The 25,760-nt window shown below is 65.4% G+C and carries 17 protein-coding genes; 3 read left to right on the top strand and 14 right to left on the bottom strand.

The annotated features are described in order from the left end of the window. Positions 1 to 88: 88 nt before the first annotated feature. The gene (locus HT136_RS12140; RefSeq protein ID WP_214200025.1) at positions 89 to 973 is read right to left on the bottom strand and encodes an N-acetylmuramoyl-L-alanine amidase family protein; all 885 of its coding nucleotides are present in this window, start codon (positions 971 to 973) and stop codon (positions 89 to 91) included. A gap of 658 nt (positions 974 to 1,631) precedes the next feature. Here HT136_RS12140 and HT136_RS12145 point away from each other — a divergent pair. The 3 genes from HT136_RS12145 to zapE all read left to right on the top strand — a co-directional run bounded on the left by HT136_RS12145 (position 1,632) and on the right by zapE (position 6,801). Further along, a complete protein-coding gene (locus tag HT136_RS12145; protein ID WP_214200026.1) occupies positions 1,632 to 4,457 on the top strand; it encodes an Rne/Rng family ribonuclease in 2,826 nt (941 codons plus the stop codon). A 345-nt stretch (positions 4,458 to 4,802) separates the two neighbouring features. Then, the gene (locus HT136_RS12150) at positions 4,803 to 5,588 is read left to right on the top strand and encodes a succinate dehydrogenase iron-sulfur subunit (protein ID WP_214200027.1); all 786 of its coding nucleotides are present in this window, start codon (positions 4,803 to 4,805) and stop codon (positions 5,586 to 5,588) included. 97 nt (positions 5,589 to 5,685) lie between these two features. Then, entirely contained in the window at positions 5,686 to 6,801 is a 1,116-nt protein-coding gene (gene zapE / locus HT136_RS12155; protein ID WP_214200028.1) for a cell division protein ZapE, read from the top strand. Positions 6,802 to 7,192: 391 nt separating this feature from the next. On the opposite strand, the gene HT136_RS12160 is transcribed toward zapE, so the two are convergent. The 13 genes from HT136_RS12160 to HT136_RS12220 all read right to left on the bottom strand — a co-directional run bounded on the left by HT136_RS12160 (position 7,193) and on the right by HT136_RS12220 (position 25,750). Then, positions 7,193 to 9,487, bottom strand: a complete 2,295-nt coding sequence (locus HT136_RS12160) for an EAL domain-containing protein (RefSeq protein WP_214200029.1) — start codon at positions 9,485 to 9,487, stop codon at positions 7,193 to 7,195. 236 nt (positions 9,488 to 9,723) lie between these two features. Beyond that, positions 9,724 to 11,619 (bottom strand): XrtA/PEP-CTERM system amidotransferase, encoded by a 1,896-nt coding sequence (locus HT136_RS12165; RefSeq protein ID WP_214200030.1) that lies wholly within the window; start codon positions 11,617 to 11,619, stop codon positions 9,724 to 9,726. A gap of 11 nt (positions 11,620 to 11,630) precedes the next feature. Beyond that, a complete protein-coding gene (gene xrtA / locus HT136_RS12170; protein ID WP_214200031.1) occupies positions 11,631 to 13,205 on the bottom strand; it encodes an exosortase A in 1,575 nt (524 codons plus the stop codon). Continuing rightward, the gene (locus HT136_RS12175) at positions 13,195 to 14,427 is read right to left on the bottom strand and encodes a TIGR03087 family PEP-CTERM/XrtA system glycosyltransferase (protein ID WP_214200032.1); all 1,233 of its coding nucleotides are present in this window, start codon (positions 14,425 to 14,427) and stop codon (positions 13,195 to 13,197) included. The genes xrtA and HT136_RS12175 overlap by 11 nt, the downstream gene beginning before the upstream one ends. Positions 14,428 to 14,436: 9 nt before the next feature. Next, entirely contained in the window at positions 14,437 to 15,513 is a 1,077-nt protein-coding gene (locus HT136_RS12180) for a FemAB family XrtA/PEP-CTERM system-associated protein (RefSeq protein WP_343222175.1), read from the bottom strand. Further along, positions 15,510 to 16,403 (bottom strand): XrtA system polysaccharide deacetylase, encoded by an 894-nt coding sequence (locus HT136_RS12185; RefSeq protein WP_214200033.1) that lies wholly within the window; start codon positions 16,401 to 16,403, stop codon positions 15,510 to 15,512. The genes HT136_RS12180 and HT136_RS12185 overlap by 4 nt, the downstream gene beginning before the upstream one ends. Before the next feature lie 26 nt (positions 16,404 to 16,429). Then, on the bottom strand, positions 16,430 to 17,719 hold the full coding sequence (locus HT136_RS12190) for an XrtA/PEP-CTERM system-associated ATPase (RefSeq protein ID WP_214200034.1): 1,290 nt from the start codon (positions 17,717 to 17,719) through the stop codon (positions 16,430 to 16,432). Between the two features lie 20 nt (positions 17,720 to 17,739). After that, positions 17,740 to 19,452, bottom strand: a complete 1,713-nt coding sequence (locus tag HT136_RS12195) for a preprotein translocase subunit YajC (RefSeq protein ID WP_214200035.1) — start codon at positions 19,450 to 19,452, stop codon at positions 17,740 to 17,742. After that, a complete protein-coding gene (locus tag HT136_RS12200) occupies positions 19,452 to 20,582 on the bottom strand; it encodes a P-loop NTPase family protein (RefSeq protein ID WP_214200036.1) in 1,131 nt (376 codons plus the stop codon). Before HT136_RS12200 ends, HT136_RS12195 begins: the two co-directional genes overlap by 1 nt. Positions 20,583 to 20,596: 14 nt before the next feature. Further along, positions 20,597 to 22,114, bottom strand: coding sequence for an XrtA system polysaccharide chain length determinant (locus tag HT136_RS12205; RefSeq protein WP_214200037.1), 1,518 nt, complete (start codon positions 22,112 to 22,114; stop codon positions 20,597 to 20,599). Positions 22,115 to 22,136: 22 nt separating this feature from the next. Next, positions 22,137 to 22,781: an XrtA/PEP-CTERM system exopolysaccharide export protein gene (locus HT136_RS12210; RefSeq protein ID WP_214200038.1), complete on the bottom strand. Its 645-nt coding sequence runs from the start codon at positions 22,779 to 22,781 to the stop codon at positions 22,137 to 22,139. A 126-nt stretch (positions 22,782 to 22,907) separates the two neighbouring features. Beyond that, positions 22,908 to 24,191 (bottom strand): pyridoxal-dependent decarboxylase, exosortase A system-associated, encoded by a 1,284-nt coding sequence (locus tag HT136_RS12215; RefSeq protein ID WP_214200039.1) that lies wholly within the window; start codon positions 24,189 to 24,191, stop codon positions 22,908 to 22,910. After that, positions 24,188 to 25,750: an acyl-CoA ligase (AMP-forming), exosortase A system-associated gene (locus HT136_RS12220; protein WP_214200040.1), complete on the bottom strand. Its 1,563-nt coding sequence runs from the start codon at positions 25,748 to 25,750 to the stop codon at positions 24,188 to 24,190. The genes HT136_RS12215 and HT136_RS12220 overlap by 4 nt, the downstream gene beginning before the upstream one ends. Between the last annotated feature and the right edge of the window lie 10 nt (positions 25,751 to 25,760).

A 25,760-nucleotide genomic window follows, 5' to 3' on the forward strand; every position in this document is an offset into this window, starting at 1 on the left:
TCAGTGCTCTTGTCGGTCATCGTGCAAGCCCTCTAGCACGGCCTTTTCGCGCAAGGCCAGTCGCTCGGTGCTCGATTGGCCGATTTCATCACAGGCCTGACTTGCGGGCGAAAAAGCGCCGGATGGCCCGCGCGGCCGCATCGGCGACGTCGCTGCGACCTTTCGCCGACTGGAGAAACGCGGCATCCTGCGCATTGTTGATGTAGCCCGTCTCGAACAGAACCGAGGGAATATCAGGCGCCTTCAGCACCGCGAGAGCGGCGGTCTGGGCCCGGCTACGGTGCAGGCGGACGCCAGCATCGCCCAGTTCCTCGATCAACAGATCGGCCAGTTGCGCCGAATCCTCCTGCGTGCCGCGTTGCGAAAGGTCGAGCAGGATCGAGCGCACCTGGTCGCCGGTATCGGCAAGCACAATGCCGTTGACCCGCGCGCCCTCGCTCTTGCCCGTCTCGCGCGCACTGGAAGCAAAACGCTGCGCCGCCTCGCTGCTGCCCTTTTCCGAGAGCACGTAAGCGCTCGCCCCGCGCGCCTGATCGCTCTCGGCGCTGTCGGCGTGGATCGAGAGGAACAAGTCCGCACCCAGACGGCGCGCAATGTCGGGACGCTGGCCTAAGGGGACGAAGCGGTCCTCGTCGCGGGTGAGCGCCACGCGCACGTCGCCATGGCGCAGCAGTTCGGCACGGATCGCACGCGCGATCCGCAAGGCCACCTGCTTCTCGCGCACCGCGCCATTGCCGGCACCGGGATCGAAGCCGCCGTGCCCCGGATCGATCACGACGAGCGGCTGGCTCGCGTCGGCCGGACCTTCAACGGGGGGCAGATCGGCCGGTTCGCCGATCGCGGGAAGCTTCATGCGGATCACGTAGTCGTAGCCGCCATCGGCCTTGGCGAGCGTGGCGTTAAGCACGAAGACGCAAGCCAGCAGCGCCACGGGTGCCAGCAGGAGCAAGGAGATCTGAACCACGCGCAACATAGCAGGGCTGTCGTTAACCGCCGCCCTGCCCGGCGGCAATGGCCTTGCCCCCACAAATCCCGAGTTCGCGAAGCGAAGCGACCATCTGCCGCCTCTTTCAGCGAACGCGAGAAGATCGGGCCTGGATGCAATCGAATGGCAATGTCGCGGCGATGCAGGTGGTCAAGCAACTTGCCGATCGACACGTTGGGTGCTAGGCACATCCGATCCGCGACTGTCCACGTCGATCCTGGATGCAATTTCACCCCGTTTTGGGCTTGCACTTTTGGATCTGGGGCGACAGCCTGCGCGGACCACAGAATTGATCCGGCAACTTTTTTGCCCGGCTCCAACAGGTTGATGCGAGAGATGAGAAGCCAATTGCCGCCTTGCCAGCCGACGCCCCACGGGGCGGTGGCGGTGTGGCCGCAATTTTCGGCGTGTTGGGTTTCGCCACGCGAACTTCCGCTCGCAGACGCAATCGCTGCCCATCCGGCAGTGGAATTCCATACGACATTCGGAGCGATGGATTGCTCCGACACCTTCACCAATCCGGTCAGCTTCGCAGAAGAGACGGCCCGTCCAGACGACGGCCTCGCACTCTGCGGTGACCACCACGACAATCGACGCGCGCCACCGGCTGATCCGGCCGGAAGGCAGCGCGTCCGGAGAATTACCAATGGCAACGCGCATGCTCATCGATGCGCGCCACCCGGAAGAAACGCGGGTGGCGGTACTCAAGGGAAATCGCATTGAAGAGTTCGATTTCGAATCGACCGAACGCAAGCAGATAAAGGGCAACATCTACCTGGCGAAGGTCACCCGCGTGGAACCTTCGCTCCAGGCGGCCTTCGTCGACTTCGGCGGAAATCGGCACGGTTTCCTCGCCTTCAGCGAAATCCACCCCGACTATTACCAGATCCCCAAGGAGGACCGTGAGGCCCTGCTGGCGGAAGAAGCCGCCCACGCCGAAGAAGAAGCCGCGCTGCGCGCGAGCGAAGCCGACGACGAGGACGACGATGCCGACGGCGAGGACTACGAAGACGGCGGCCTGACCGAAGTCGACACCTCCGAGAAGGACGATGTCGCCACGATCGAGGACGGCAACGTCGAAAAGGGCTTCGAGGACAGCGACGATAGCGACGAGGATGGTTCCGAGGATCAGGGCCGTTCGGGCCGCGGTCGCGGCCGCGGTCGTCGTCGCCAGGGCAAGGCGCGCTCGAAGGAAGCCGAAGAGCTTCGCTCCAAGCGCCTCGCGCTGCGCCGCCGCTACAAGATCCAGGACGTGATCCACCGCCGTCAGGTCCTGCTCGTGCAGGTCGTGAAGGAAGAGCGCGGCAACAAGGGCGCGGCCCTTACCACCTACCTCAGCCTGGCGGGCCGTTACTGCGTGCTCATGCCCAATTCGAGCCACGGTGGCGGCATCAGCCGCAAGATCAGCTCGGCTTCGGACCGTAAGCGCCTCAAGTCGATCATCGCGGAAATGAACCTTCCGCGCTCGATGGGCTGCATCGTGCGCACCGCCGGCCTCCAGCGCACCAAGACCGAGATCAAGCGCGACTTCGACTACCTCGCCCGCCTCTGGGACGAGCTGCGCGAAAAGACGCTGCACTCCGCCGCACCCGCGCTGATCCACTCGGACAGCGACCTGGTGAAGCGCGCGATCCGCGACATCTACAACCGCGAGATCGAGGAAGTCGTCGTCGAGGGCGAGGAAGGCTATCGCGCCGCCAAGGACTTCATGAAGCTCCTGATGCCCAGCCACGCACGCCGGGTTAAGCCATATTCCGATCCCGTGCCGCTGTTCCAGCGCTATGGTGCCGAAGACCAGCTGACCGCGATGTACGATCCTGTCGTGCAGCTCAAGTCGGGCGGCTATATCGTCATCAACCCGACCGAGGCGCTGGTCTCGATCGACATCAACTCGGGCCGCGCCACCAAGGAGCACGGGATCGAGCAGACGGCGGTCGCCACCAACCTCGAAGCCGCGCGTGAGATCGCCCGCCAGCTGCGCCTGCGCGACATGGCCGGCCTCGTCGTGATCGACTTCATCGACATGGAATACGGCTCGAACGTCCGCAAGGTCGAGAAGGCCATGAAGGACGCGCTCAAGAACGACCGTGCCCGCATCCAGGTCGGCCGCATCTCGAGCTTCGGCCTCATGGAAATGAGCCGCCAGCGCCTGCGCACGGGCGTACTCGAAGCCACCACGCGTTCGTGCCCGCACTGCGACGGCACCGGCCTGGTGCGCACCGCCAGCTCGGCCGGCCTTTCGGCACTACGCCTGATCGAGGACGAAGCCGCCAAGGGCAAGGGCGTCGTCATCTCGCTCTTCGCCAGCACCGAAGCCGCGGTCTACCTCCTCAACGCCAAGCGCACGGACCTTGCCGACATCGAGGAACGCTACGGCGTCACCGTCGAGGTCATCCCCGAGGGCGAGAACGAAGGCGCGAAGATGCGCGTAGGATCGTCGGGTCCGCGCAACGACTTCGTCCCCCGTTTCGATCCGATCGCCGACGATGTCGACTATGACGACATTCCCGAGGACGACGAGGACGACGAACTCGAGGCCGAGGAAGCCCGCGAGCACGACGAAGGCGATGGCGAAGGTGGCTCGCGCCGCAAGCGCCGTAAGCGCCGTCGCGGTCGCGGCAGCCGCGACCGCCGCGAGGAAGGCAGCGAAGACGTCGAAGGTGAAGGCGAGGACGAGGCCGAGGTCGCTTCCGAAGGTGGCGAGGACATCGCCAGCGAGGCAAGTGACGATGCCGAGGCTCCGCGCAAGCGTCGCCGCCGTGGAGGTCGTCGCCGTCGTGGCCGTCGCAACGCTGAAGGCGAAAACGCGTCGAACGAGGGCGAAGAGGCCCAGGATGACGAGGGTTACGCCGCTGGTGAAGACCAGGGCGAGGTGACCGAAGCCGAGCCCGAAGCCGCCGAGGCGGTCGTCGAAGCCGCGCCGGTGGTCGAGGAGACCGTCGCCGAGGAAGAGCCTGCCGCAAAGCCCAAGCGCGCGCGCACGCGCCGCAAGAAGGCCGAACCGGCTGCCGAGGACGTCGCCGCCGCCGAAGCTCCCGTGGCCGCGCCCGAAGTGCCTGAAGTGGTTGCCGAGGAAGCCGAAGTCGAGGTCAAGCCGAAGGCCAAGCGCGCCCCGCGCCGCAAGAAGGCGGCAGAGCCCGAAGCGGAGATCGTGACCGCCGAAGCTCCGGCCGAGGAAGCGGAAGCCGAAGTCAAGGCCAAGCCCAAGCGCGCACCGCGCCGTAAGAAGGCAGCCGAACCGGCCGTCGAGGCCGAAGTGGTCGAAGTGCCGGCCGAGGCCGCGGAAGCCAAGCCCAAGGCGAAGCGCGCGCCGCGCCGCAAGAAGGCCGAACCGGCCGTGAGCGAAGCGAGCGAGGAGCCGGCAGCGGCGGAACCGATCGCGCAGGAAGAGCCGGCGCCCGCCGAAGCCGAAAGCGTTGCGCAGACTGAAACGCCGCGCCGCGGCTGGTGGCAGCGCACCTTCGGGGAATAATCCGGACCAGGTTTCCTTCGAGAAACACAACAGAAAGGGGCCTTTCGCCATCCGGCGGAAGGCCCCTTTCGCATGGCTATTCAAGCCAGGTTCGCGGCGGCTTGCGCGAACCGGCGTTGAACGACTCGTCGTCCAAGTACCGGCTCCGCCCGCCTAGCACCGACATCATACGGCGCCCCGCCAGGAAAAAATCCGACAGATGCGCAAAGCGCACGTCAAATAGCAGCATTCCCCATAGGGAAACGCCCGCATGGCGCACTGCCCTCTTGCCCCGCGCCGCGTAATCGCTAGAGGGGGAACCAATGAAGCGGTTATGCCGCAATGCAAGATAACGGGGATTCGTTCATGGCGCAGTTCACCCTTCCGGCCAACAGCAAGATCAAGAAGCAGGGCCACGTCCACAAGGCCGAAGGTGCGACCCGCGTCAAGAAATTCACCGTCTATCGCTACGATCCGGACTCGGGTGAGAACCCGCGTTATGACACGTTTGAGATCGATCTCGACAACTGCGGCCCGATGGTCCTCGACGCGCTCATCAAGATGAAGAGCGAGATGGATCCCACCCTCACCTTCCGCCGTTCGTGCCGCGAAGGCATCTGCGGCTCGTGCGCGATGAACATCAATGGCGCCAACGGCCTCGCCTGCACCACCGCGATCGAGGACCTCAAGGGCTCGCAGGTGCGCATCACTCCGCTGCCGCACATGGACGTGATCAAGGACCTTGTTCCCGACTTCACGCACTTCTACGCGCAGTACGCATCGATCCGCCCCTGGCTGCAGACCGTCTCGACCACACCCTCGGGCAAGGAACGGCTCCAGAGCCCCGAACAGCGCGAGAAGCTTGACGGCCTCTACGAGTGCATCCTGTGCGCCTGCTGCTCGACTTCCTGCCCGAGCTACTGGTGGAACTCGGACAAGTTCCTGGGCCCCGCCATCCTGCTTCAGGCCTATCGCTGGCTGGCCGACAGCCGCGATGAGATGACCGGCGAGCGCCTCGACGAGCTGGAAGATCCCTTCCGTCTCTACCGCTGCCACACGATCATGAACTGCTCGAACGTGTGCCCCAAAGGCCTCTCGCCCGCGCGCGCGATCGCTGAAATCAAGAAGATGCAGGCCGAACGCCAGATCTGATCCTCGGATCTCGCGTTTTCCCGATGATTATTGGCATGCCGCGCGCTCATCCCGTAAACGGTTTCCTGCCGTTTGAGGCCGATCCGGAGTGCACGGCATGACCGCGATGCTCGAACGTTACGAGACCCTGATCGCAACCGGCGAACTGCGCCCGGATGCCGAGCAGGCTGCGGCCGCCGACCGCCTCAACCAACTCCAGCGCGAATTCTACAAGGCCCGCAATTCGACGGGCTTCATCGGCAAGCTGCTGGGCAAGAAGCCCCCTGCCCCGCGCGGCGTCTACATGTGGGGCGGCGTGGGCCGAGGCAAGTCGATGCTGATGGACCTGTTCCACCAGACCCTCGACATTCCCGACAAGCGGCGCGTGCACTTCCACGCCTTCATGCTCGAAGTTCATGCCCTCCTCAACGAGGAACGCAAGAAGGAGAGCGGCGACCCGATCCCACCCGTGGCCACCACGATCGCGCGCAACGTGCAGTGCCTCGCCTTCGACGAGATGGTCGTCAACAATTCGGCCGACGCCATGATCATGAGCCGGCTGTTCACCCAGCTCATCGAGAACGAGGGCGTCACAATCGTGACCACCTCGAACCGCGCGCCGAAAGACCTCTACAAGGACGGCCTCAACCGCGAGCACTTCCTGCCCTTCATCGACCTGATCGAACGCGAGCTCGACGTGCGCACGCTCAACGGGCCGACCGATTATCGGCTCGAACGCCTTGGCGGCATGGCCACCTGGCACACGCCCTTGGGCGAAGCTGCGACCGAGCAGACCCGCGAGGCCTTCTACCGTCTGACCGACTACCCCCCCGAAGACGCGGAGCATGTTCCGCCAGCCGATATCGACGTCGGTGGCGGGCGCATGCTGCACGTCCCCAAGAGCCTCAAGGGCGTGGGCGTATTCAGCTTCAAGCGCCTCTGCGCCGAAGCGCGCGGGGCATCCGACTACCTCGCCATCGCGCATGCGTATCACACCGTGATCCTGGTCGGGATTCCGCGCATGGGCCCGGACCGGCGCAACGAGGCGGCCCGTTTCGTGACGCTGATCGACGCCCTTTACGAGAACAAGGTCAAGCTCATCGCCGCCGCTGACGCGGCGCCCGAGGAACTGTACGAGGCCGGCACTGGACGCTTCGAATTCGAGCGCACCGTAAGCCGACTCAATGAGATGCAGAGCGCCGATTACCTCGCCCAGGGGCATGGCGAAGCCTGATTCGCGCCGTCTCGCGCGAATCGACCACCTAACTTCGTTAGTTAAATACGCGCTCGCAAATCAGAGCATGCCCGAAACGCCGGTCCATATTCGTTCGAATTTGGCTTGCCTTCACATGTCCCGAAAACCACTCTGGCTTCAAACCGAACTAATGAAGCGAGATCATCTGGACAATCGACAAACAAAAACCCCCGAAAGTACCCAAAATGTACTTCCGGGGGTTTTCTTTAAATTGGGCCACCATTCAATTCAACTGAATGGTGTGACGCAAATTACGCGCCAGCAGCGCCCCACCAATAACCACCAAGCATTGTATTTCCCCATGTGAACCGTCGCTTATCTGCGACAGCTAACAGGGATAACGCTCAGTTAACGTTTCATCAATAAATTTTTAACCAATGAGCTGGTGTGTCTCCCGGGAAGTTGCCTCGAGCATTTCCCGAAATGGGACGGGACGGCCGATGTAGTAGCCCTGCACGATATCACAGCCGCGCTCCTTCAGCATCTCCAGACTGCGCAGGGTCTCGACACCTTCCGCCACCACGGTGCGATCAAGCGAATGGGCCATTTCGATGATGGACTGGACGAGCACCAGATCGTCCTTGTTCGCCTCCATCGACGAAACGAACGAGCGATCGATCTTAACCTCACTCGCGGGAAGATAGCGCAAGTAGTCGAGTGTGGCGTTTCCTGTCCCGAAGTCGTCGATCGAAAGGCGAAGGCCCGATTGCACCAGCCGCTGGAGCATCTGGTAAGTGCGCGAGCTGCGGTCGAGGCGATCGGTTTCGGTAATCTCCAGGATAAGCCGGTCGGCCGGCAGGCCGTGCAGCGCAAGAATGTCGGAAATCAAGCCCGGAAGTCCGGGATTGCGCAAGAGCTGCGCCGAAATGTTTACCGACAAGGTCATGTCCAGGCCTCGGCGCATGAGTTCCACACCGCAGCGCACCGCATCGTCGATGACGAATCGGGTGATGCGTTCGATGCGATGGAACTCCTCGGCAATCCGGATGAACTTCTCGGGCGAAATGGGGCCGCGCTCGGGATGGGTCCAGCGCACCAGAGCTTCCGCACCGCAAATCCGGTTCGACCTCAGGTCGAACTTGGGCTGGTACGCCACCCAGACCTCGCCGTTGTCGATGGCCCGGTCGAGCGAGGTGAGCAGCGAGATTTCCCACTGCGCCTCGTTGCGACGGCTATCGTGCTGGTAGACGAGTTCGTCGTTGCGAACCGCTTCCTCGGCCGACTGCATCGCGCCCGCGACACGGGTGGAGAGTGGCCGATCGAATTCGGAATCGACACCGCAGTTGAACGAAAGGTCGATATCGAGCCCGCCGACCTGGATGCCGTTCTGAACGATGCGATGCAGCCCCTCCAGGTTCTCGAACAAGTCGAAACTGCTTCGGATCGAGGACAGCCACATGAACATGCCGCCTTCGTGGTAGACCGTCACGGCATCGTCGCTGATCCGGATGCGGCGCACGATTTCGCGCGCGACGCTGGCCTCGACCGTTTCCGCGAAACTGCCGATGATCGCCCCATAGTTGCGGATCTTGAGCGCAACGAGAATGAGGTTCGACTTGTCGTCCGAATTGCGCAGCGCCTGGACGCTGGGCAGGCCGGAACCGGTGTTCGTCTCGCCCGCCACTTCGACCCGGTCGAGGCTGCGCATGCGCAGCACCGCTATGACCGCAACGATCAGCGCTGGCGCGATGTCCATGCGCACACGCATGAAATCAAGCAGGAACGGCGCAGCCACGATGACCGTGACGAGCGCGGCCGATCGTTTCCAATCGAAGACCCGACCGCGCCCGGTTCCGGTTACGACAATCGCCACGACGATCACCAGCGGCAACAGCCATCCAAAGTTGCGCGGCAAGCCGCGCATGAGGGTCTCGGCCGCAATGGCTTCGATATAGCCGCCCGGAACGGCTTCATCACGGCCCGGGATCTTGTGAATATCGTTGTAGGTGACCGCAGCGGGCGCAATGATGATGTCCCGCCCGCGGATGACCGTGGGATCAAAACGGCCATGAAGAACATCGCCGTAGCTCACCGCACCAATCGTATCCACGTCGATCGAGAAATCGGGCATGAACAGTTCGTCCGTCCCCTTCGTCACTCCGGCAATGCTGGCGGCCAGCGTAGGCACGGTGCCGATCGGGCTGCGCGAGGCATAGGGCATTTCGACGCCCAGATTGAAGGGATGGTGCAGCAGCAGCAGCGACACGACGTTCTCGGGACTGCGGAAGCTCGCTCCTGGAAGGCGCGCTGCGAAATTTCCGAAATTGCCATTGCTGCTCGGCAACGCGCCGATGAAGACCTTGCCCTTGTAGTGCAGAAGCGTGTCGCGAAATGTTTCGCGGGCGGTCTTGTCGCCGCGATCGGGAATGCGCCGGTCGAAATAGACCCGCTTGGCCCCCGCGCGAAAGAGCGCATGGAGGACCTGGGTGTCCTGCTGCAATCCGACGTCGACGATATCGAGTTCTTCGAGCGTACTGTCATCGAGCAGCACCATCGCGATCTTGCCGTCGGATGGATGCAGCCGCAGCGGAATGCGCATGTTGCGCAGAACGTCTTCGGCCGGCACGCTCAAGCCACTTGCGCCGAGCAGGAGCCCGGTCACGGTGGCCCAGAACACGATCCGGAATCGGGCGCTGTTCCAGAGTTGACCGAAAAGCGCGGTCATCGCCGGTCCATCCTTTCACCGCCGACAGCCTGGCCTGCCAATCGCAGGCGCACATCCCCGCGACGCCCTGTGGACGCTGCGAACCTCCGGAGATGCATATCATTCTGTGTCATTGACGTCCCGAAATGACGCTTGGTGAATTCGCTCTATCGGGAAGTTCCTAAGAATATGTGTAGTTAATCGCACACCTAGGTTCTGCGTTTGCGATCCCGCACGGATTCTGGGCCAAAAGCCCGTTAGACGAGCCCCAGATTGGTAAACGATCTTTCGAGCATCGTTAGCTGCCACAGCAACCGGGCGTGGTTCGCCTGGCCGGAAATGTGGCTCTCGACAAGCTGGGCAAGACGCCGCTGATCGAACCAGCCGGTCGCCGCAAGGGCCTTTCCAGCGGCGATTTCGCGCGCGGTCTGCTGCAGCGGCCCTCGAAACCAGTGTTCGATCGGAGTGACGAAGCCCTGCTTGGGCCGGTAAAGGATGTCGTGCGGCAGCGCGCGGCGCATGGCACGCTTCATCAGCCACTTGCCCTGTCCCGAGCGAACGCGCAGCGATTCGGGCAACCGCGCGCCAAATTCGATGAGGCGGTGGTCGAGCAGCGGCTCGCGCGCCTCAAGCCCGACGGACATGCTCGTGCGATCCACCTTGGTGAGGATATCACCGGGAAGCCAGAACTTGAGGTCGGCGTATTGCGCGCGGTCGAGGCCCGAGCGCACGGGCGCAAGGCGCATCAATTCGACAAGGGGTTGTTCGGCCCGGTAATCCCTGCGCTCGCGTTCGAAATCGGGAGAATAGAGCGTGCTGCGAAGCTCGGGCGGACAGTAGGCGAGCGCCCGCGCATAGCCTTCGGCGCTGTCGCCCGCGAGCGCCAGCAAGGTGGTCTTGGCACGCAAAGGCCTCGGTGCCCAGTCGGCCTTGGGGTAGACCGCCCCCAATGCGCCGAATACCCGTGTGCGCAAACCTTGCGGAAGCAGTGCGCGCACGCGATCCTCGCCCCGCTGGAACAGGTGTCGACGATACCCCGCCAGCGCCTCGTCCGCTCCATCCCCCGACAGCGCGACCGTCACCGATTCGCGTGCCAGCTGGCAGACCCGCCAGGTCGGCAGTGCCGACGCATCGGCAAAGGGCTCGTCGAACATGGCCGCCAACGAATCCATCGCGCCGTAATCATCGGGAGAAACCCGGCGCGTGGCGTGGTTGGTCGCGAAAAGACTTGCGACCTGATCTGCATGGACCGTTTCGTCGAGGCCCGCGACATCGAAGCCGATCGAGCAGGTCCGGACCGGGTTCGCGCTCACTTCGGCCATCAGCGCGACCACGCTGGAGCTGTCCACTCCGCCCGACAGGAAGGCACCGAGCGGAACGTCCGCGACCATGCGCGATTCGACGGCCTGGCGCAGGCGATGCAGCAGCTCAGCCTCAAGATCGGCGGCGCTCCCGCGATGCCGTTCGGAGAACGAAACGTCCCACCACTGGCTGGGCCGTGGCAACGGACTGTTGTGGCGCAGCAGCAGGCTGTGCCCCGCCGCCAGCTTCGACACGTTCCTGAGGATCGAGCGATGATCGGGCACGTAGCCCCAGGTGAGGTAATCCTCGACCGCCAGTGGATCAATCTCGCGGCGCAACAGGGGATGTGCCGTCAGCGCCTTGAGTTCGGACCCGAAGATCAGACTGCCATCGCTGAGCGTGGCGTAAAACAGGGGCTTCACGCCCAGCCGGTCACGCGCCAGAAACAGCGTACGCGCCTCGCCGTCGTAGAGCGCAAAGGCGAACATGCCGTGAAGGCGCTCCACACATGCCGGCCCCCAACGCTGCCAGGCGGCGAGGATCACTTCGCTGTCGCCATCGGTGCGAAATTGCGCGCCACTCGCCTTCAGTTCGCGGCGAAGCTCCCGAAAATTGTAGATCTCACCATTGAAAACGAGCACCGCGCGGCCATCGGGAGAAACCATGGGTTGGGGCGATCCGGCGATGTCAATGATCGAGAGCCGGCGATGCCCCAGGCCGACCCCCGGCCCGGTCCACACCCCCTGTCCGTCCGGCCCCCGATGTGCGAGCGCATCGCGCATGACTTCGACCCGCGCCGGATCGACCGGCTTGGGTGTATCGAGATGGAATATGCCTACGATCCCGCACATCGCCGAGCGCCCTACCTGAGCCCCGCGAGGGCGTCCATCCATCGCGCGAGATCACCCGTCGATCCGACGAACCGGGCAATGGACTGCGCGGCGGGCCGATCCCCACGCTCCTCGGCCGAGACGATCAGCATGACCGTGGGCTCGGCGCGCAGGAACAGCTGGTCGTCGATGACCGCCAGTTTCAGGCCGAGATTGCTGCCCGAAAGCAGCGTTCCATTGCGGTACCAGGTCACCGCGACACGTTCGAGGGTGCCGTTGGCGAGGAGACGTTCCCCGCGCCCCCCCGAGGGGCCAACTGCCGGCGCTTGCCACGACCAGGTGCTTTCGCGCATCAGCGCCCCTTCGCCGAACCCCCCGGCCTCGCGCCCTTCCCCCTGCCCCGAATAGAGCGCGACGAATACGTCGACTACACGGCCCTCGCCGTCGGCGTAACGTCCCAGCAGGCGGTGTTCGGCCCCTTGCGCGCGCGGTTCCCACCAGACGCGAGGATCGTAAGGTACCCGGTGCCATCCCGTAACATCGGGCAAGGCGATGCGCGCAGGCAAGGGCGCGGCGAGCCTATCGGCCGCTTGGGCCCATACGCGCACCCCTGCGACGAGAACCAGGCAACTTGCCAGGGCCAGGGCCAGTGGCATGGCCCCCGTGCCGCCGAGCCAGGCCAACGTCCGGTTGCCGGTTATCGCCGCAAGGTCGATCATCGGTGCATCGGCCGGCCTATCGAAGAAGCGCCAGGCACCCAGGATCACCAGGGTCAGGATGATGGCGAAGAAGAACCAGCCGTAGACGATGTGATCGAAGCCGGCCGCAACCTCCACCCCGAAGATCTGCGCGGCGTAGATCGTCCCCCATGCGCGCACTCCGTTGGCCAGAATTGGAACAACGAGGCAGGCCAGCAGGAGCACCAGCCGCCGCGGCCAGCTCACGAAACAGACATTGGCCGCGAGCACCCCGAAAGCAACCATCGCGATCAGGAACTTGACGCCCGAGCAGGCTTCGGCGACTTCGAACAGGCCGACTGGCGTATCGATGAATACCCCGTCGATCACCGCCGCAATGCCGCTGAGATGCGTGAGCGCAATGGTGATCTCGGCCGTGATCATCTGGAGCGGCTTCACCAGTTCCTCGCCAAAGGGCACGATGAAGACGAGATAGAACAGCGGGAACAGCACGGCGGCGGTAACCTGTGCCCCCAGCAGCAGCGGCACGCTGGCCGCCAGCATTGCAACGACACCCGCCTGCCGCAGGAGGTCGAAGCCGGAAACGCCGCCAAGCAGCCAGAGACACGCGGCCAGCGCGAAAAGGACCAAGCCTGGAGCCCAGGCCCGTGGCGTCAGGCGCGCGAGTTCGCGGCGCCGCTGCCATACCAGCCAGACCTCGACGAGGGGGATCAGCAGCATATGGTTGTAGGTCGAGATGTCCCACCACTGGCGCACCATCGCGCCCCAGTCCGCCGCGAAGGCGCCGAACTGGACAAGCCAGGCAAGACCAAGCGCGATCAATGCGCTGCGCCAGGGGCGCGATAGCGCTACGAGGCCAGGCCCATCCGCCGCAGTCGGCGCGTGCGGGCGCGAGATGTCATGCGACATCGCACATGCCTCCAGCCTTCGCATCGAACCCGCAGTAGGCTGGCAGGTTTGCCAAAGCCGCTTCCCAACTGGCATTTTCCTCGATCCACGCGCGCGCCGAACGACCCAGTGTCCGTGCCAGTCCGGCGTCGCTCGCAAGATCGATCACGGCATCCGCCATAGCCTCATCGTCCTCGCGCACGAGGAACTGGGTACCGTCGGCCGCGGGAATGCCGGTGGCCGCGCCCAGGCTTACGACCGTTGGCACGGCCATCGCCATCGCTTCGAGCACCTTATTCTGCACCCCGCGCGCCAGCCGCAACGGCACGAGCGCCACGTCGGCGGCGGCGAGATAGGGGCGAACGTCGGGGACCCGGCCCCAGACCCGCACACCCGGCAACGTCCCCAATGCTTCCACCGCGCGCGTCGGATTGCGCCCCACGACATGCAGGCTTGCTTCGGGAAAGGCGCGGCGCACGCGCGGCAGGATCGCACGCGCGCCACGTTCGACCGCCGCAATGTTGGGTGCGTAATCCATCTGACCGGTGAAGACGATGCGCGGAAATCCGGCCGCTGCCATCGCAGCGTCAGGCGGGCAGGCACCGGGCGCAAAGGCCCTGGCATCAATGCCATTGCCCATGACCCTGACGCTTTTGCCAGCTTCGGCCAGCCGATCGCGAAAGAGCTGCGCTTCCGGCTCGCTGACCAGCAGCGAGACTTGCGCGCGCGCGGCGATGCGCGCTTCCTCGCAGCGCAAGAGCCGGGCCTCGCGCGCCTCCATCCAACGTCGGGGTGCTCGCCCCGCCGCGGCGTAGGCTTCGAACTTGGCCGAATCGACATCGACGAGATCGGCCACCACCCGCCCCCGGAAATCCTCGGGCACATACTGCGCCATCTGCCCGGAGAAGACGTAGATCGCCTCGATCGGGCGGGTGGCGAGGACGTGGCGAACATAATTCGCGACAGGCGCTGCGTGAAATGCCGTGAGACTGACCGGCTTGCCGGTGGCCAGCGCTTCGAGCGCGGCCAGGGCCAGCGGCTTACGGCGCGCAACCAGACAATGGCTCGCGGCGAGCTGCACCAGTTCGGCCTCGCCGGCCCAGTCCGCGTCCTCGTCGGCGAATGTCGCCACATGGACCGGGGCCAGACGCGCAAGCGCCTTGAGCACGTGGTGCGAGCGGATCTTGTCTCCCCGGTCGGGCGGAAACGGCATCCGGTGCGCCAGGAACAGGATTTCCCCCATGACCCGGCCCTATCCCAGCCCGCGCGCGATCAACGGGCCGAACCGGTTCGCGAGGCCGAGTGGCAGGCGCTGCCAGAGCTTGATCTGCAAGGAAAGCTTGCCGCTCGCCGGATTGGCCTCGCGCGACTTCGCGCCCGGAGCAGTCCACTGCGCATAAGTCAGGGGCTCAGGGGTAAAGCCCCAGTTGCGCTTGAAATGATAGGCCCCGCTTGCCGTCTTCGAGCGGCCGAAATCAAAATGCGTCATGCCTTTGCGGCGCGCGTGCAGCATGAGTTCGTAATACATCCGATCGTTCGCCCGCAGGCGCCGCGCCTCCCAGCAGCCCCCGCCCCAATAAGGCATGACCGCGCGCTTGTGATAGAGGCTGATCACGCTGGCGACGGGCCGGCCCTCGTGGCGTACGGTCAGGATGTCGGCGTCCTCGCCGAACGCATCGAGCACGCCGTCGAGCAGGGCGCGCGGGAACACGGGCGTGCCGAGGTTACGGTAGCTTTCGCAGAACACGGCGTAGTGCGCCGCCCGCTCGCCTTCGCCCCGCCCGACGGTGACGCTCAGATCGTCCGAGAGGCTCTTGCGCACCTCGGCGCGCTGCTTGCGCGGGATCGCGAGCAGTTCGGCCTCGTCGTCCGCTGTGAGAGCGCGCGCGAAATTGCAGTGCGATTCGCGCTGGAGCGCCCAGCCTTCGCCATCATCGGGCAGCACACCTCCACGCAGTTCGATCGCGGTGCAGGCGAGACGCCCGGCGAGCTCCGCCGCCGCGTCGAAGAGCGCAGCCGGCTCGGCCCCTTCCCCTGCCAGCACTCCGCCTCCTACGGCAAAGCCGCTCGAGGCCAGGACACGTCCGAAGATCGGCGATTCGATGCAGTCGAGCGGCAGCAGGGCGACGAGTTCGCCTGCCTTCTCCTGCACGAGGGCAAAGGCACGGTTGCCCGTGGCTCTTGCCACCGATACGAACCAGGCCGGACGATGGAACGGACTCCCTTGCGGGTGCGCTGCAACGAAGGCGTCAAGCCGGGCGCATTCGCCCGCATCCCGCAGGTCGACAAGCCGTACCTTGGCCTGCGCGATCCGCATCGGCGCATTCACGCCGCGCGCCTTTCCAGTCGCAGATTTTCGCGCGCCGCGAGCGCGTCCATCCGCCCCCAGCCAAATTCGCGCGTCAGACGGGCGAGTTTGTCCGCCATGACCGAAAGATTGGTGTAGTGGCGAAGCCGCGAGCGCAGCGGTGCATCCTCGACACGGGGCTGATCCGGATCGATCTCCCAGGGGTGAAAATAGAACACCGCCGGGCGGCCTTCGGCATTGACCTGGCGGATCGCCCAGCGGGTGAAACTATAAGGCAGGACGCGAAAGAAGCCACCTCCGCCCGCCGCCAGCCGCCGCGAGCCGAGCCTTGCAGTGGTGACCGGAATCTCGACGAGAGCGCTGCCCTCAAGCGGCGCGAACGCAAAGCGCGGGGCCTCACGCCAGCCGTAGTGATCGTGGACCACCGGGGCGACGCTCGAGGAATAGGCATAGCCCTCCTCGGCCAGTGCTTCATGAGCCCAGGGCGTGCGGGCATCGATCGAGAAACTGGGCGCGCGATAGCCGGTAACCGCCATGCCGGAGCTGTCTTCGATCACCTTGCGACTGCGCTCCAGATCGGCGCGAAACCCCTCGGCACCGAGGCGGAACACCCGTTCGTGCGCCCAGCCATGGCTGGCGATCTCGTGGCCCGCCTCGGCGATCCGGCGCATCATCGCGGGTGCGCGCTCGGCGATCCAGCCTAGCGTGAAGAACGTACCCTTCACCCCGGCCTCGTCGAACATCTGGAGGATCACGTCGCAATTGCGCTCGACCCGCAAGGCAAGGCCATTCCAGTCTTCGCGCTCGATCACGTTCTCGAACGCACCGACCTGGAACCAGTCCTCTACATCGACCGAAAGGCCGTTGATCGGCCTACTGCCATCGCTCGCACGCTGGTTTGCCGCTGTCATTGCGCGGTCACTCCCCCGCCGCTCGCTCACGCGGCCGAACGCTGACCCTCGCCGCTCTCGATCCATTCGATCAGCATGGTGAGAACATGGCGCAAGGTTCGCTCCTGCTCGCCAAGGCGCGCCTCGAGCTGGGTCGCGTGCTGGGTGACATCGGCCAATTGCGCCTGAAGCGCGGCCACGAGCTCGGCCTGCGGATCAACCCTCTCAAGCGCGTCCGCCTCGCGCTGCTCGGCGGCGTTGGCGAGTTCGACCACGGCCTGCTGCAATTCGGAAATCTGCGCATCGCGATCGGCCAGCGCGTTCTCGATGAGCGCGACGGCGGCGGCGGCGTCGAGCCCCGCCGGAGCGCGTTCCTGCCCGGACGGCGCGCCACGGGTCGCCGCATCTTGCGCAAGTGCGACCGCAGCCGGGACCGTGCCGTCAAGATCCGCCACGCCAGCCGACGGATCGAAGACGCGCGAAGTCGGAGCGACTGCCTCCGATGCCTCGCGTGCGCCGATCGTGCCATCGTCCTTCATCTCGTCAAGGACTTGCGTGAGCATCGCGTTGTCGATGCGCGTGCGTTGCTCAACCGAGCCGAGCAGCAGGAGGCGATTGGCCACCTGGTTGATCTTGCGCGGGATGCCCCCGGTCGCCTCGTAAATGCCCGAGAACACCTTCTGGTCGAAACTGGGGTTGCCGTTCCAGCCGACGCAGGCCAGGCGATGCTCGATATAGGCCTGCACTTCCTTGGGCTGCATTGCCGTGAGGTGGTGCGTCGCGATGACACGCTGGCGCAACTGCTCGAGGCGGTCGCTTTCCATCAGCGTGGTGCGAAATTCGGGCTGGCCCAGCAGCAGCGTCTGGAGCAGCGGGTGCGAGCCGAGCTGGAAGTTCGACAACATGCGCAATTCTTCCAGCGCGGTGATCGAGAGGTTCTGCGCCTCGTCGACGATCAGGAGCGAGCGGCGGCCCGCTCGCGCCTCCTCGTGCAGGAACCCTTCGATCGCGCCGAGCGCGGAGGCCTTGTCGTGCCCATCGACGGCAAGCCCGAAGGCGCGCGCAACGACGTGAACGATCTCCTCGCCGTCAAGCGCGCTCGTCACCACATTGGCGGCCGTCATCCGGCCCGGATCGATCGTCGCCATGAGATAGGCGACGAGCGTCGACTTGCCCGAGCCCACCTCGCCGGTGATCGCGACGAAACCTTCGCCTTGCGCCAAACCGTAACCCAGATAGGACAGCGCCTTCCTGTGCGTGACGCTCTCGAAATAGAAGGTCGGGTCGGGCGTGAGCTGGAAGGGTCTGGCTTCGAGCCCGTAGAAATCATCGAACATCGTCAACTTCTCCCTCGAAGTCAGAAACTGTAGCGCAGGCCGGCCAGGCCCGTCGCCGACCAGATATCGTCCACCGAAACCAGGTCGTAATTCAAGCCGTCGACCGAGACGGCCAGTGTACCACGCAAGCGCGGCGTAATAAGCTGATAGTAGCTGGCGGAAAGGCCATAGGAGGTCAAATCGCCATTAATCGTGTCGCTGGAATTGATCCAGTTGACATAGGCGTTGGTCGACCAGCCCGCGCTCGGCCCCAGCGGACCGCCGAGATAGGCCGTCAGCCAGGTATTTTCGTCGACCAGCCCATTGGCGCTGGCGAGGATCGTGCCCTCGGCGCCGATGTACTTGCGTCGGTCGTAGCCTGCCCCGATCCCGGCGCTGAGCCGTCCGATCTGCATCACGTAGCTGGCCGCGATCCCGCGCGCGCGGAACGCGGACGAACGCACCGAGCCGAGCACGCCCGAAAGGCAGTTGCTGCCATCGAGCGAGTTCACGCAGCCGGTGAGCTCGCCGGTCACCGGATCGCGCACCGCCTCGAAATCGTCGGGCAATTCGTAAAGCGCCCGGTTGATCTGGCCGCCGAAGCCGGCGACGTTGTCGTAGACCACGACGCTCAGCGTCTTGCGGTCATCGGGCGAGTAGACCAGCGTCCCGCCGAAGCTCGTCGAGCCGTAGCGGCGCCCGACATGCGCGGAAAGCGAGGTGCGGCGGCTGGGGCGCCACATCACGGCCGCGTCCCAGATCAGACCTGAGGCGTCATAGGACAACTGGCGCGGCGAGCTTTTGTCGGTGACGTACTGGCCATCCTTGCCGATCACGGCGTTGCCATCGCCGTCATAGAGCACGTCGCGGTTGGAAATCTCCACGTCCTCGTAGCCGATCGCGCCGACCACCTGGACGGTGCGGCTGACCGGAACGGTTACCATGGCGCGCGCCTGCATGTCGCGGATGCGCTGATCGAAATCGGAGATATCTTCCTGGTTGTAGCTTGCGCCGACGCCCAGCCCCACCGGCAGGACCACTCCAGGTGCCACGCCCGCCTGGAGATCGGCCGCCTGCACAAGGCTGTCGTCGTGGACGTCGACCGGATCGCTGTCGGCGGTGGCGCGGTAGGCATTGGCCTGTTCGAGCCGCGAGTAGCCGATGCGGTAATTGGCCTTGAGGTCGACATTCCCCGTCCGCGTGGCGAAGGAAGGCCCCGCGTAGACCGAGTAGACCGACTGGCGATTGTCGCCGAGCGCGTAGTTCGAAGCGCGGCCCGAATAGCTCGTCTGCGTGGCAAGGCCACCCGCCTCGAGCGTCAGGCCCGGCGTCAGCGTCGCGTAACCGCGCGCGATGCCGCTGATCACGTCGCCGTCACGCGCATTGCGGCTCCAGCCGATCTGGCGTGCATAACGCGCGGAGATCGAGCCACCGGTGTTGCGCCCGGTGACGCTGGCATCCACCCCGACCGCCGCCTGGGTATAGGTGAGCACGTCGTTGCCCGGCGAAAGCTGGGCGGTGACGATCTGGTCGACCTCGATGTAGGGCGTGACCTCGAGCTTGCGGCCCTTCTTGCGATTTGGGTCGCGCGAACGCGGACCATCCTCGTCTCCAGGCGAATAGCTTCCGGGCGAGGACGCACTTTCGCTGCCGCCCGCCATCGCACCATAGTCGATCGACTGCGCCTGCGCGGTACCGGCGAGGCCCAGGGCGAGCGCAAGCGGCGCAATTACGCTGTATCGTGACGCGCGCATCAGTCCTTGTATCCGTAATAGGAGCCGAAGCGGCGACCGCTCGGGCTGAACATCGCGCCATTCAGCAGAAGCTGGACGTTAGGGCAGCCGTCCAGCAGCTTGATCGCGTCCTCGAGCGCGCCGTGGCCGGTCTTGTCCGCGCGAACGATGACGATGGCCTGGCCGACCCGCTTGGCCAGCTCGGCGGCGGGCGATGCCGCGAGCGCGGGCGGCGAATCGAAAATCACGATGCGTTGCGGCGACCCTTGCGTCAGCCGGTCGAGCACGCGCGTCGTGCGCGAACTGGACAAGTATTCGCTGTCGGTATTGGTGTCCTCGCCCGCTGGCAGGACCCATAGACCCGGCACATCGGTGCCCAGCACGCAGTCGGCGACGTCAAGCGTCTCGTCGATCAGCGCGTCCATCAGCCCGGGCCCGCCCGGCAGGCCGAGCATCGAGAGGATCGAAGGCTTGGCGAAATCAGCATCGACGAGGAGGACCTCGCTTTCCTTCTCCGCCGCGATCGAAAGCGCGAGGTTGAGCGCGCAATAGGTCTTGCCCTCGCCCGGATGGGGCGAGCTGATCAGCACGCGTTGCGCGATCGCGCCCGCCTTCTGGCGCCGCAAGTCGGCCGCCTGGAGTAGAATCTGCCGCTTGACGATGCGAAACTCCTCGAGCAGCGCGGTGACCTGACCTTCGGGTACAATGAGCCCGTTCTCGGCGAGCCGGGTCCGATCGACCGGGTGACGCGTCGCAGCAAAGACAACCGGCTCCTCGACCGGCTCGGGCGCCGGAGCAATGGGAGCAGCGGGTGCGGCCAGCGCCGGATCGACATCGCTGGCGCGGCGGCGCGGCGGCGGTGCACTCGCCTCGGGCGCAGCGGGAACGACCGGACCTTCCGGTGCGCTGGGCGTCGGCGCATTGTCGTTGCGCACGATCTTGGCCTTGCTGCGCGCGGCCGCCTTGGCGGCAACTTCGGGCGGGAGCGGATCGGGGCGGGCGATGAAGCTGCCGAAGTCGAACCGGCGCGCGGCGCGCTCGATCAGCGACCCGCGTCCGGCCTTGCCCTCGTCCGTGCCGTCCTCGCCGCCACTGCTCGCCACGTCTGGATCGGGTTCGCCTTGCGGGGGCACCTTGTTCGGTTCGTTCATGTCGCTGTTCCCGCTCACGCCACCATGCCCCGCTGAACGAATTCCACCGCCAGGAGAATGCAGCACAAGCCGCCAAGTGCCGCCGTGGCACCATAAAAATACTTCAGCCGACGTCGACGCAGCGCCTTGGCGCTGTCGGTCAGGTTTTGCGAGATTGCGCCGAGCACCGGCAGCCCGGTCGCCCGCTCGAGCCCCGCCGTCGTGGCGTAGACCGAACGCACCTTACTGAGCGCAAAGGCCGCCGCGCAGCCGCCGCCCAGCCCGACGATGAGCACGCCCACCAGCAGGATCGGACGGTTGGGCGCGACCGGCTTGCGCGGCGTCGTCGGCGGATCGACAACCTCGAACTTGACCGCCTCGCGCTCGGTCTTGACCTCACCGCGAATGCGCAGTTCCTCGCGGTCCTGCAGGAGCTTGTCGTACTGATCGCGCAGCACGTCGTAGTCGCGCGCGATGCGCGTCGCCTCGGCGGCAAGCTCGGGGTTCTGGATGGCGTTCGCGGTCAGGGTCGCCACGTCGGACTGGAGCGCGGCCTTGCGCGCCACCAGCGACTGGACATTGGCAAGGCGTTCCGCACGGATCGACTGGAGCGAGGTATAGGCCGGGTTGGGAACCCCGCCCCCGCTCCCCTCGGCGGCAGCCGCGCCCTTGAGCGCGGCGACCTGGTTGCGTGCGGCGATCACGTCGGGGTGGTTCTCGGTAAGCCCGCGCGCACGCATGCCGGCAAGGTCCGACTGCGCCTTGGCGAGTGCGGCCGTCGCCGTGCCGGTGGCGCCGCCCGGAAGCGTGCGCGGCGTACTGGCAAGCTGCCCCTCGATCGCGGCCTGTGCACTCTGCGCGGCGGACAGGTCCGCCTCGATGTCGCGCAGCTGCGAGCGCGAAGTCTCGAGCCGCTGGCTGTTGAAGGCGCCGCCCTGCGCCAGTTCGGGATGCTGCGCCTCGAAAGCCGAGCGCTTGGCTTCGGCCGTTTCCAGCTCGGTTTCACGCTGCTTGAGCTGCTGGTTGAGGAACTGCATGCTCTCGGCAACTTCGCCGCGATCGCCCGAAAGGTTCTCCTCGCGGAAGATGTCGATCAGCTTCTGCGCCACGTTCTGCGCCAGCTTGGCGTTTTCGGCATCCGAGAACGAGGCATTGCTCGCACTCGCGCGGATCTCGAAGAGGTTGTCCTGCTGGCTGACCACCGAGACGTTGTTGCCCAGCGCCAGCACGGCGGCTTCCATCTGCTTGGGACTGTCGATGGTGTCGCCAAGACGGGTGGCGCGCACGACCTTCTCCAGGTTCACCGCGCTCGTCAGCGTCTGGCGGATGCGCTCGATGTCGCGCTTCTTGTCGGCAACCCCGATACCCACCTGCTCGGCAAGCGCGTCGTCGAGCTGGATGAAGATACGCGCGCGCGATTCGTAGGAATTGGGGATTAGCGCAACCGCGAGCCAGCCGACCAGGCAGATCACCCAGGCGCAGCCAAGCGCGATCCAGCGCCGATGCCAGACGCTGTAGATCGCCGCCAGGGCTTCTTCATAGAGGCTGTTCATAGTCGCGCCGCCCCCATCTCGCCTAGAACATGCTTTCGGGAATGATGATCACATCGCCGGGGGCCAGCATCACGTTGGCCTTGCTGTCGCCGTTCTTGAGCAAGTCGGACAGGCGCAGCTTGTATTCCTTCTGCTTGCCGCTCGTCTTGTCGAACCGGATCAGGCGCGCGCGGTTGCCCGCCGCGTATTCCGAAAGGCCGCCCACCGCGATCATCGCATCCAGCACGGTCATGTTCGCGCGATAGGGGATCGAGGCGGGCTTCTCGGTCGCACCGACGACGCGGATCTGCTGGCTGAACGTACCCGAGAAGCTGTTGACGATGACCGAGACAAGCGGGTCTTCAATGTATTGCGAGAGCTGCAGGCGAATGTCCTCGGCCAGCATCGCGGGCGTCTTGCCGACAGCGGGCATATCGGTGATCAGCGGAGTGGTGATGCGGCCGTCGGGGCGTACCTGCACCTTGGCGCCAAGCTCGGGATTTCGCCAGACGAAGATCGTCAGGTCGTCGAGCGGGCCAATCACGTATTCCTCGCCCGGACCTTCCTGCATCGCCACGAACGTCGCGGGCGGCAGTTCGGGGATCGAGGACGAGCCCGCACACCCGGACAACGCCAGGCTGGCCAGCGCACAACTGGCCCCGAGTGTGGCGATACGGCTAAACGACATGAACTCTTCCCTTTTTCCGCCTGGATCCCCGCCACCCTCCGCCTGCGCTGCAAACGAATGAGGTTCCGGACAAAATCCTCTAGGCGCTATGCGCAAAAAGGGTGAACATTGCGTTAGCCTTATGCGCTAACTCCGGAACAGTCCCGATTTGGGACGCCGCCGTTCGCTCGTCACGATGCCCTCTCCCACCAGCATCTCGAAGGCCGGCCCCTGCCCGAGGAACGCGGCCGGACTGGCGCTCGCCCCATAGGCTCCGGCGCAGAACACGGCCACCAGGTCACCCACTTCGGCGCGCGGAAACCCGGCTTTCTCGGCCAATTTGTCGAGCGGGGTGCAAAGGCATCCGACGATCGAGGCTTCTTCCTCCACAGGCGCATCAAAGCGCGTCGCGATGGCGACGGGATAGTTGCGCCGCACCACCGTGCCGAAGTTGCCCGAGGCCGCCAGCTGGTGGTGAAGCCCCCCGTCGGTCACGAGAAAAGTCTCGCCGTGGCTCACCTTCCGATCAAGAATGCGCGTGATGTAAACGCCGGATTCGCCGACGAGATAACGCCCCAATTCCATGCAGAAGCGGGTCTCGGCAAGGATATCGGGCAAGGCGGCGAAGCGCTCGGAAAGGCGTACACCGACTTCGGCGATGTCGACCGGGGTGTCCGAGGCGAAATAGGGAATGCCAAGGCCACCGCCGAGGTTGCAATGCGGAAGTGGCGCGCCGCTCTCCTGCGCCAGCCGTGCGGCGAGGTCGAGCGCCTGGCCCTGCGTCTCGGCGATCGCCGTGGCATCGAGAGCCTGGCTGCCCGCAAAGATGTGGAAGCCGCGCCATTCGGCACCGCTTCCCAGGATCGTGCGGACAAGTGCGGGCACCCGCTCGGCATCGATGCCGAAAGGCTTGGCGCCGCCGCCCATCTTCATCCCCGACCCCTTGAGATCGAAATCGGGGTTCACCCGGATCGCAAGCCGCGGCGCAAGACCCAGGCGGTTGCCGATGGCCAGCGCGCGCGCCGCCTCACCCTCCGATTCCAGGTTCAAGGTCACTCCATGGACGATGGCCGCCTCGAGTTCGGTGTCGCGCTTGCCCGGCCCGGCGAAGCTGATCTGCGGGCCGCTTACGCCCGCCCCCAGCATCGCGCGCAGCTCGCCCCCCGAGGCGATGTCGAACCCGTCCACCAGCCCGCTCATCAGCTTGAGCAGAGGGGCGAAGGGATTGGCCTTGACCGCGTAATGGATGTCGAGACCATCGGGCATCGCCGCGCGCAAGGCCGCGATGCGGCTGCGCACAAGGTCGGCGCTATACAGGAACAGCGGCGTATCGGGCGCCTGGTCCACCCACTGCGTGACCGGCCTTCCACCCACCGCGAGCACGCCATCGACCGCCGAGAACCCGGCCGGGATCGGACCCAGCGGCTTCATGCCGAAGCCTGCCCGGCCAATTCGGAAACGATCTGTGCGGCAAGAGCTGTGCGATCGATCTTGCCATTGGGCCCGATGGGCATGGCATCACGCCAGTGAATGACTTTGGGCTGCATGAAATTCGGCAGTTCCTGCATGAGTTTGCGTGGCAATTGAGTGGGTGCTTCCGGTGCCCCCGGGGCCTCGCGGACGACGAGATGGACGACCTGCCCCAGCCGCGCATCGGGAACACCGAGCGCGACAGCCTCGGCGACGAGCCCCGTCGCGAGCGCGGCCTCCTCGACTTCCTGGGGGCTGATGCGGTTGCCCGCGCTCTTGATCATCGCGTCGCGGCGCCCGATGAAATAGAGAAACCCGTGGGGATCGCGGCGTACCCGGTCGCCCGACCAGACCGCCGTCCCACCATAGCGCGAGGCGGCCGGCGCGGGCCTGTAGCGTTCGGCGGTCCGCTGCGGATCGTGCCAGTAGCCCTGCCCCACCAATGGCCCACAATGGACCAGTTCACCTTCCTCATCGTCCGCCGCCACGTTACCCGCCTCATTGATGACGAGGATTTCGGCGTGCGGCACGGCCTGCCCCATCGAGGTCGGCCTCTCGTCGATCAACGCGGGATCGAGGTAAGTCGAACGGAAGGCCTCGGTCAGCCCGTACATGGCAAAGAGCCGTGCTTGGGGAAACAGCGTGCGCAGCCGGCGCACGAGATCGACCGTCAGGGCGCCCCCGCTGTTGGTCAGACGGCGCAAGCGCGCGGCCGTCTGCGCCGGCCAGTCGAGCTCGCTGATCTGCACCCAGAGCGGCGGCACCGCCGCCAGAGTGGTGATCGCGTGGCGTTCAACCGCCTTCATCAGATCCCGCGGCATCAGGTACTCCAACGGCACCACACAGCCCCCCGCGAGCCAGGTCGAGAAGAGCTGGTTCTGCCCGTAGTCGAAGGCGAATGGCAACACCGCGAGGGTGCGGTCGTCGGCCGCGAGTTCAAGGTATTGCGCCACGCTGTCGGCTCCCAGCCACATGTTGGCGTGGCTGAGCATCACCCCCTTGGGCCGCCCGGTCGAACCGCTGGTGTAGAGGATCGCGGCAAGTTCGTCGGGGTCGGCATCCGAGGGCGGGCAGCCCGGCGCGAAGTCCTCGGCCCGGGCCAGTGCCTCGCCTTCGTCGAGCACGCGGCAGTCAGCGGGAAGATCCACGGCGCCCAGGCTGGCGAGCCGGGCGGGCGTGGCGATGAGCAGCACCGCACCACTGTCGGCCAGGATATGCGCCACTTGCGCGTGCTTGAGCAGCGGATTGATCGGCACGTGAACCAGCCCCGCCCGCGCCGCCGCAAGCGGCAAGAGGCAGGTCAGTTCACCCTTTGCCGCCCAGCTCGCCACGCGCGCGCCGTTCTGCGGCACTTGCCCCTTGAGCCAGGCCGCGAGACAAGCGACACGCGATCTTAAGGCCTTGTAGTCGAGAACCTTCTCGCGCAGCACGAGGGCCTCGGCCTCGTCCGCGCCGAAGAGGATCACGTGATCGAGCGGCCGGACCGATCCGGGAGCCAAGGAACTGGACGTAAAACTCATGGCTTTGGAA

Origin of the sequence: Novosphingobium profundi (assembly GCF_018491765.1) — a bacterium.
Classification (GTDB): Bacteria; Pseudomonadota; Alphaproteobacteria; order Sphingomonadales; family Sphingomonadaceae; genus Novosphingobium; species Novosphingobium profundi.